The sequence below is a fragment of the Cupriavidus necator genome, assembly GCF_040578825.1.
In the GTDB taxonomy this organism is placed as follows: Bacteria; Pseudomonadota; Gammaproteobacteria; order Burkholderiales; family Burkholderiaceae; genus Cupriavidus; species Cupriavidus necator_E.
This window is the reverse complement of record NZ_JBEFLI010000135.1, coordinates 1-7,270: the sequence shown is the minus strand read 5'-3', so window position 1 is coordinate 7,270 and position 7,270 is coordinate 1. Positions and strand designations below refer to the sequence as shown.

General features: G+C 68.9%; 7 protein-coding genes. All 7 read right to left on the bottom strand.

The window, feature by feature from the left end:
• The coding region (locus AB1I47_RS33010; RefSeq protein WP_354687857.1) for a biotin carboxylase N-terminal domain-containing protein at window positions 1-553 on the bottom strand (553 nt) is incomplete at its 3' end.
• Between the two features lie 72 nt (window positions 554-625).
• The gene (gene bioB / locus AB1I47_RS33005; protein ID WP_354687856.1) at window positions 626-1,648 is read right to left on the bottom strand and encodes a biotin synthase BioB; all 1,023 of its coding nucleotides are present in this window, start codon (window positions 1,646-1,648) and stop codon (window positions 626-628) included.
• Between the two features lie 19 nt (window positions 1,649-1,667).
• Window positions 1,668-2,414, bottom strand: coding sequence for a dethiobiotin synthase (gene bioD / locus AB1I47_RS33000; protein WP_354687855.1), 747 nt, complete (start codon window positions 2,412-2,414; stop codon window positions 1,668-1,670).
• A complete protein-coding gene (gene bioF, locus AB1I47_RS32995; RefSeq protein WP_354687854.1) occupies window positions 2,411-3,628 on the bottom strand; it encodes an 8-amino-7-oxononanoate synthase in 1,218 nt (405 codons plus the stop codon). Before bioF ends, bioD begins: the two co-directional genes overlap by 4 nt.
• Window positions 3,618-5,024, bottom strand: coding sequence for an adenosylmethionine--8-amino-7-oxononanoate transaminase (gene bioA / locus AB1I47_RS32990; RefSeq protein WP_354687853.1), 1,407 nt, complete (start codon window positions 5,022-5,024; stop codon window positions 3,618-3,620). Before bioA ends, bioF begins: the two co-directional genes overlap by 11 nt.
• Window positions 5,025-5,354: 330 nt before the next feature.
• The gene (locus AB1I47_RS32985; RefSeq protein ID WP_354687852.1) at window positions 5,355-6,143 is read right to left on the bottom strand and encodes an enoyl-CoA hydratase/isomerase family protein; all 789 of its coding nucleotides are present in this window, start codon (window positions 6,141-6,143) and stop codon (window positions 5,355-5,357) included.
• A 50-nt stretch (window positions 6,144-6,193) separates the two neighbouring features.
• Window positions 6,194-7,096 (bottom strand): dienelactone hydrolase family protein, encoded by a 903-nt coding sequence (locus AB1I47_RS32980; RefSeq protein WP_354687851.1) that lies wholly within the window; start codon window positions 7,094-7,096, stop codon window positions 6,194-6,196.
• Window positions 7,097-7,270 lie beyond the last annotated feature (174 nt).

Below are 7,270 nucleotides of genomic sequence, written 5' to 3'. Positions count from 1 at the left end.
TGACCGAGGCCAGCGCAGCCTCGAAGCCATCGCCCGACTCGACCACGCGCATGCCCTTGCCGCCGCCGCCCGCGCTGGCCTTGAGCAGCACCGGATAGCCGATGCGGTCAGCCTCGCGGCGCAGCAGCGCCGGATCCTGGTCCTCGCCGTGATAGCCCGGCACTAGCGGCACCGCGGCCTTCTCCATCAGCTGCTTGGCCGCGCTCTTGCTGCCCATCGCGTTGATGGCCGACGCCGGCGGGCCGATAAAGACCAGCCCCGCTGCAGCGCAGGCCTCGGCAAAGGCTTCATTCTCGGAGAGGAAGCCATAGCCCGGGTGGATGGCCTTGGCGCCCGTCTCCCTGGCCATCTCGATGATGTGGTCCGCGCGCAGGTAGCTGTCGCGCGCGGCCGGCCCGCCGATATGCACGGCCTCGTCGCAGAAGGCGACGTGGCGCGCATCGGCGTCGGCATCCGAGTACACCGCGACGGTGCGGATGCCGAGCCGCCGGCACGTGGCGGCCACGCGGCAGGCGATTTCACCGCGGTTGGCGATCAGGATCTTGTTGAACATGGCTCCCTCCTTGTTATCCCTGTCATGGGATCTTACGGCGGCGAGCTGTCCAGCGGGCTATCTCCTACCTGGTCATCCCGCGTAGCCCTCTGCGCGGATGTCGAGGCGGGCCAGCAGGGCGCGATCGCGGTCGGCCTGCGGGTTGCCGGTGGTCAGCAGTTTTTCGCCGTAAAAAATGGAATTGGCACCGGCCATGAAGCACAGCGCCTGCAACGCTTCGTCCATGGCCTCGCGGCCGGCGGACAAGCGCACCATCGCGCGCGGCATGGTGATGCGGGCCACGGCAATGGTGCGGACGAACTCGAACGGGTCCAGCGCCTCGGTGCCCGCCAGCGGCGTGCCCTCGACCTGCACCAGGTTGTTGATAGGCACCGACTCCGGATACGGGTCCATATTGGCCAGCTGCGCAATCAGCCCGGCGCGCGCCTCGCGCGATTCGCCCATGCCGACGATGCCGCCGCAGCAAACGTTGATGCCGGCGTCGCGCACATGGCCGATGGTATCCAGGCGATCCTGGTAGGTGCGCGTGGTGATGATCTTGCCGTAGAACTCGGGCGAGGTATCCAGGTTGTGGTTGTAGTAGTCCAGCCCAGCGTCCTTGAGCTGCTGCGCTTGCTCGGCCTTGAGCATGCCCAGCGTCACGCAGGTCTCCAGGCCCATCGCCTTCACTTCGCGCACCATGTCCATCACCGGTTCCAGGTGACGGTCCTTCGGGCTGCGCCAGGCGGCGCCCATGCAGAAGCGCGTGGCGCCGTTGGCCTTGGCGGCGCGCGCGGCGTCGAGCACCTCGTCCAGCGCCATCAGCTTCTCGGCCTTCACGCCGGCATCGTGGTGCGCGCTCTGCGGGCAGTAGCCGCAATCCTCTTCGCAGCCGCCGGTCTTGATCGACAGCAGCGTGGACAGCTGCACGGTGTTGGCGTCGAAGTTTTCGCGGTGCACTTGCTGGGCAAGGAACAGCAGGTCGTTGAACGGCAGCGCGAACAGGGACGCCACGTCGTCGACACGCCAGGCGGCGTCTTCAGGCAGGGTATGCGGGCGGGCGGTCTGGCGCAGGGCGTCGACGGAAACGGTGGTGACGGTGTGGGCTTGGGTCATGATCGATTCGAATTCTGGTTCAGGCAGCGAGGCCAGCGGCCTCGGCTTGGTATGGGTTGGCGGCGACGAGATTGGCAAACACGGGCGCGAGATCGAGCCGCGAAGCGGCAGCGGCGGGTTCCAGTTGCCACGGCAGTTCACCGAGGCAGGGCGCGCCCAGCGACGCATGCAGCGTGGCGATGTTCTCGTCGGCGAGCAGCATGTCGGGGTCGACCCGGTTGGCGATCCAGCCGGCCAGCGTGAGGCCGCGCGCGCGGATGGCTTCGGCGGTCAGCACGGCGTGGTTCAGGCAGCCGAGCCGGATGCCGACCACCATCACCACCGGCAGGTCGAGCATCACCGCCAGGTCGGCGGTGCTCCAGCGCACCGCGCCGGCATCGAGCGGCACGTGGAAGCCGCCCACCCCTTCCACCACCACGGCCTCGGCCTGGCGGCGCAGCGCGTTGAACGCCTCGCGGATCGGCGCGCGCGTGATGCGCACGCCTTCGCTGGCGGCGGCGAGGTGCGGCGAGCACGGCGTGCGCAGCAGGAACGGGCAGGTATGGCCGAGCGGCACCGTCACCGAACTGGCGGCGCGCAGTTGCGCCACGTCGTCGTTGTGCCAGTGGCCGTCGCGCCATTCGCTGCCGCTGGCGACGGGCTTCATGCCCGCGCTGCGGTAGCCGGCGGCGTTCAGCGCATGCAGCAGCGTGGCGCTGGCGTGGGTCTTGCCGACGCCGGTATCGGTGCCGGTGACAAAGCAGGCAAAAGGCTGGCGCGTGCTCATGCCGCCTCCCGCTGCGCCACCGCGGCGCTCAGCGCGTCGAGCAGGCGCCTCACATCGGCCTCGGTGTGCGAGGCCGACAGCGTGATGCGCAGCCGCGCGGTGCCCTCGGCCACGGTCGGCGGGCGGATCGCGCCCACGCGGATGCCGTCGCCTTCCAGCGTTGCCGACAGCGCCAGCGCGGCGCCGTTATCGCCGATGATCAGCGGCTGGATCGCGCTCTCGCTGTCGCCCAGCGTCCAGCCCGCGATGGCAGCCAGCTGCGCCAGCCCGCCGCGCAGCATGGCGATGCAGCGCGTCAGTTGCGCGCGGCGCTGCCTGCCTTCTTCGCCTTCGATGATCGCCAGGCTGGCCAGCAGCGCGTGCGCGACCGCCGGCGGCGCGGCGGTGGTGAAGATGTACGGGCGCGCGGTGTTGACCAGGTGCTCGATGATGGCCTCGTGCGCGGCGACAAAGGCCCCCGCAACGCCCGCGGCCTTGCCGAGCGTGCCGATATAGATAAAGCGTTCGGACGACAGCCCCAGCGCTTCCAGCACGCCGTGGCCCTGTTCGCCCAGCACGCCGAAGCCGTGCGCATCGTCAACGATGATCCAGGCGTCGTAGCGCTCGGCCAGCGCCAGCAGCTGGCGCAGCGGCGCGACGTTGCCGTCCATGCTGAAGACGCTGTCGGTGACGATCAGCTTGCGCTCGCTGGTGCTGGCCGCCAGCAGCTTCTCCAGCGCCGCGGCATCGCAATGCGGGTAGCGCTGCACGTCCGCGCGCGCGAGCCGTGCGCCATCGATCAGCGAGGCATGGTTCAGCGATTCGCAGAACAGCGTCGCGCCCGCCGTGCCCAGCGCGGTCAGCACCGCCATATTGGCCATGTAGCCGGTGCAGAAATACAGCGTGCGCGCATGCGGGATATGCGGCGCGAACCAGCGCGCCAGTTCCGCCTCGAGCTGCGCGTGCGCCAGCGAATGGCCGCTGACGAGGTGCGAGGCGCCGCTGCCGGCGCCATAGCGATGCGCGCCTTCGGCCAGTGCCGCGACCACGTCAGGGTGGTTGGCCAGCCCCATGTAGTCGTTGCTGCAGAAGGTCAGCAGCGCATCGGGCTGGTTCTCATCGGTTTCGCCCACAGCCTGGTGCGGCGCGCACGCGGTGTGCGCGATGCGGCGGCGGCGCGTCAGCGCGAGCTCGTGGCGTTGCTCGGCAGCGAGTTTCAGTTGTTCAAGCAGCATGGCGCACCTCCCCGTCCACCCTCGCGGTCACGTCGTCGAGCGTGGCCAGCAGTTGTTCGCCCAGCCAGCGCGCCTGCGCGGCGTCGAAGACATAGGGCGGCATCACGTACAGCGTATTGCCGATTGGCCGCACCAGCAGTTCGCGGGCGCGTGCGGCATGGTGAAAGCGCGAGGCAAAGTCGGCACCGGCGGCGTCATCGCGCACATCGGCGGCCCAGATCAGCCCGCGCTGGCGCACGTGCTGCAGGCGCGCATCGGCCGCCAGCGTGGCCATGCCATCGGCCAGCCATTGCGCGCGGTCGCGGTTGCGCGCGAGCACGTCGTCCTGCGCGAACAGGTCGAGCGTGGCCAGCGCGGCGCGGCAGGCGAGCGGGTTGCCGGTATAGGAATGCGAATGCAGGAAGCTGCGCGCCAGTTCGTCGGCGACGAAGGCGCGCTGGATTTCCGCGCGCGACAGCACCAGCGACAGCGGCAGGTAGCCCCCGCTAATGCCCTTGGACAGGCACAGGAAATCGGGCCACAGATGCGCGGGCAATGGTGTTTCCGCGGCGCGCGACTGCTCCCATGCGAAGAAGGTGCCGGTGCGCCCGCAGCCGACCGCGATCTCGTCGGCGATCAGGTGGACGCGGTAGCGATCGCACAGCGCGCGGGCGCCGTCGAGATACGACGGGTCATACATCGCCATGCCCGCGGCCCCCTGAACCAGCGGCTCGACGATCAGCGCGGCGATCTGGCCGGCGCGTTCGCGCAGCAGGGTCTCCAGCTCGGCCAGCGCGCGGGCGGCGACGTCCGCGGCCGATTCGCCGGGCGCGGCCTGGCGAGCGTCGGGCGACATCACCACATGCGCGCGGCGGATCAGCGGATCGTAGGCATCGCGGAAGACTTCCACGTCGGTCACGGCCAGCGCGCCCACGGTTTCGCCGTGGTAGCCGTGGCGCAGGCAGACGAACTCGCGCTTGGCCGGCAGGCCGGTATTGCGCCAGTAGTGGAAGCTCATCTTCAGCGCGATCTCGACCGCCGAGGCGCCGTCCGACGCATAGAAGACATTGCCGAGCGCGCCGCCGCTAAGCGCCGACAGGCGTTCGGCGAGTTCCACCGCGGGGGCATGGGTGCAGCCGGCGAGCATCACGTGCTCAAGCGTTTCAAGCTGGTTGACCAGCGCGGCATTGATGCGCGGGTTGGCGTGGCCGAACAGGTTGACCCACCACGAGCTGGTGGCGTCGAAATAGCGGCGGCCGTCGGCATCGTGCAGCCACGGGCCTTCGCCGCGCACGATCGCCAGCGGAACGGCGGCGTCATCAGGCCGCAGGCGCGTGCAGGGGTGCCAGACGGCATTGCGGCTGCGCTGGCCCAGCGTATGCGCGTCGCTGCCGGGGGAAAGGGACAGGTGATCCAAGATAGCCCTCCTTTGTTGACCGTCCGCGCGGGTGGCGCTGCCGGCAAGGCCTGGCAGTGCGATGGTGGCGGACTGGTTGGGGAGGGTCATGTTAGGAATGTCTCGTCGGTATTGGCAATGAGGGCCGGATTTTTGCGTTAGCGGTGGTTTAGCGGAATTTGATGGATGTTATGGGGGTGAAGGCTTTCTCTTGTCGCTAGCGTGCCGGGATCTCCCCGCAAGTCTTTTTTCGGTGCGGCGTGTTTTCGCACGCTGCAGCGGGACCCCCTCTCCCAAGCGACTCCCAAGCGCGGGAGAGGGAGCAAACAAGCGGTGAGCGGAGCGCCCAGATCAAGCCGGCCGCCACGACGGCGTCCGCTTCTCCAGAAACGACTTCACCCCTTCACGCCCCTCTTCCGACGCCCGGGTCTTCGCGATGCGATCCGCCGTATCCGCCAGCAAATCGCTGTCGATCACCCGCCCGGCAATGTCCTGCACCAGCCGCTTGCTCTCGCGCACGGCATTGGGACTGTTGGCCACCAGCGCCGTAGCCAGCTCGCTGACCTTGGCATCGAGCCCCTCCGCCGGCACCACCGCATGCACGAACCCCAGCCGCAGCGCCTCGGCCGCGTCGAAACGCTCGGCGGTGATGAAATACCGCCGCGCCGCCTGCTCGCCCATCGCCCGGATCACATACGGGCTGATGGTCGCAGGCAGCAGCCCCAGGCGCGCCTCGGACAGGCAGAAGTGCGCGTGTTCCGCCGCCACCGCGATATCGCAGGCCGCCACCAGCCCCATGCCGCCGGCATAGGTATCGCCCTGGATGCGCGCGATCACCGGCCGCGGGCACGACCAGATCGTGTGCAGCATCTGCGCCAGCGTCAGCGCGTCGGCGCGGTTCTGGTCGTCAGAGTAGCCGGCCATCTTCTTCATCCAGTTCAGGTCGGCGCCGGCGCAGAACGCGGGGCCGTTGCCCGCGAGCACCACGGCGCGGACTTCATCCATGTCGCCGAGCGCGCGGAAGGCGCCGGTCAGCTCGGCGATCACGGTCTCGTTGAAGGCGTTGCGCACGTCGGGCCGGTTCAGCGTGACGGTGGCCACGTGGCTGGCGATATTGACGGTGAGGGTGGTGAATTCCATGGTGCGTCTCCGTAGACGGATAGTTATTGGATGTGCCGCTCAGGTGCCGCTCAGGTGCCACTATCGAACGGCAGCCCCAGCGAGCGGAAAAAGTTGCCGACTTCCGGCAGCCACAGCGGAATGCCCTCGCGCGCGCTGAACAGGCGGTGCGAGTCGGCGCCGAACTCGCCCACGTCCACCATGCGCGCCTCGGACGCCGGGCCATTGGCGCGTGCCTTGAAGGCGTTGAACATGCGGCCGGGCAAGGGCACCGGCCAGTAGCTGTCGTTCTCGCCGTACACCCACAGCGACGGGTAGCGCGCCAGGCTGCCGTAGCTGGCAAAGGTATTCACCAGCCGCTCCTCCCAGTCCGCGCAGCTCAGGTTGCGCAGCCCGCCGGCAAAATTGACCACGCCGCGCACGCCGGGATAACCGATGGTGCTGAACGCCATCGTGGTCAGCCCGCCTTGCGACTGGCCGATCACCACAATGCGCTCCATGTCGACGTATGGCAGCGTCGCCATGTAGTCGAGCGTGGCGACGACATCGTCAGCCTGCATCAGCCCGTTGGTCTCGATGTCGCAGCTGCCGCCCACATAGGCGCCGCCCGAGCGCGCGAAGCCCTGCCGCATCGGCAGCACCACCACGTAGCCGCGGCGCAGGAACTCGGCACTCTGCGCGGCAAAGCGCGCGCGCCCCTGCATGAAAGGCCGGCCCGGCGCCTTGCCGTGGTTGATCACCACCAGCGGGAACGGCCCCTCGCCCGAAGGCTTGAACACCGTGGCCTCAAGGTCGATGCGCGACGGGATCGCCGCCTTGGGCAGCATCACCACCTGCTCGGTGAAGCGCACGCGCGGCGCTGCCTTGCCCCAGCCATCGCCGTTGGCGTACTGCGCATGGCCCGCCGGCGGCTGCAGCACGGCGAGCGCCGCTACCAGGGCAAGACTGCGAAACAGGCGGGCGACACTGCGCATGATGACAAGTACGGCTGCAACGGCGGGGTGATGATTACATGCGGAACACGCCGAACTTCATGTCCTCGATCGGCGCGTTCAGGCTCGCGGACAGGCCCAGGCCCAGCACGGTGCGGGTCTGCGCGGGATCGATCACGCCGTCGTCCCACAGCCGCGCGCTGGCGTAGTACGGAT

Bases quoted from the DNA above. Each gene is read 5' to 3' on its own strand.
- bioB (WP_354687856.1), bottom strand. From the start codon at position 1,648: ATGACCCAAGCCCACACCGTCACCACCGTTTCCGTCGACGCCCTGCGC.
- AB1I47_RS32980 (WP_354687851.1), bottom strand. From the start codon at position 7,096: ATGCGCAGTGTCGCCCGCCTGTTTCGCAGTCTTGCCCTGGTAGCGGCG.
- bioF (WP_354687854.1), bottom strand. From the start codon at position 3,628: ATGCTGCTTGAACAACTGAAACTCGCTGCCGAGCAACGCCACGAGCTC.
- bioD (WP_354687855.1), bottom strand. From the start codon at position 2,414: ATGAGCACGCGCCAGCCTTTTGCCTGCTTTGTCACCGGCACCGATACC.
- AB1I47_RS32985 (WP_354687852.1), bottom strand. From the start codon at position 6,143: ATGGAATTCACCACCCTCACCGTCAATATCGCCAGCCACGTGGCCACC.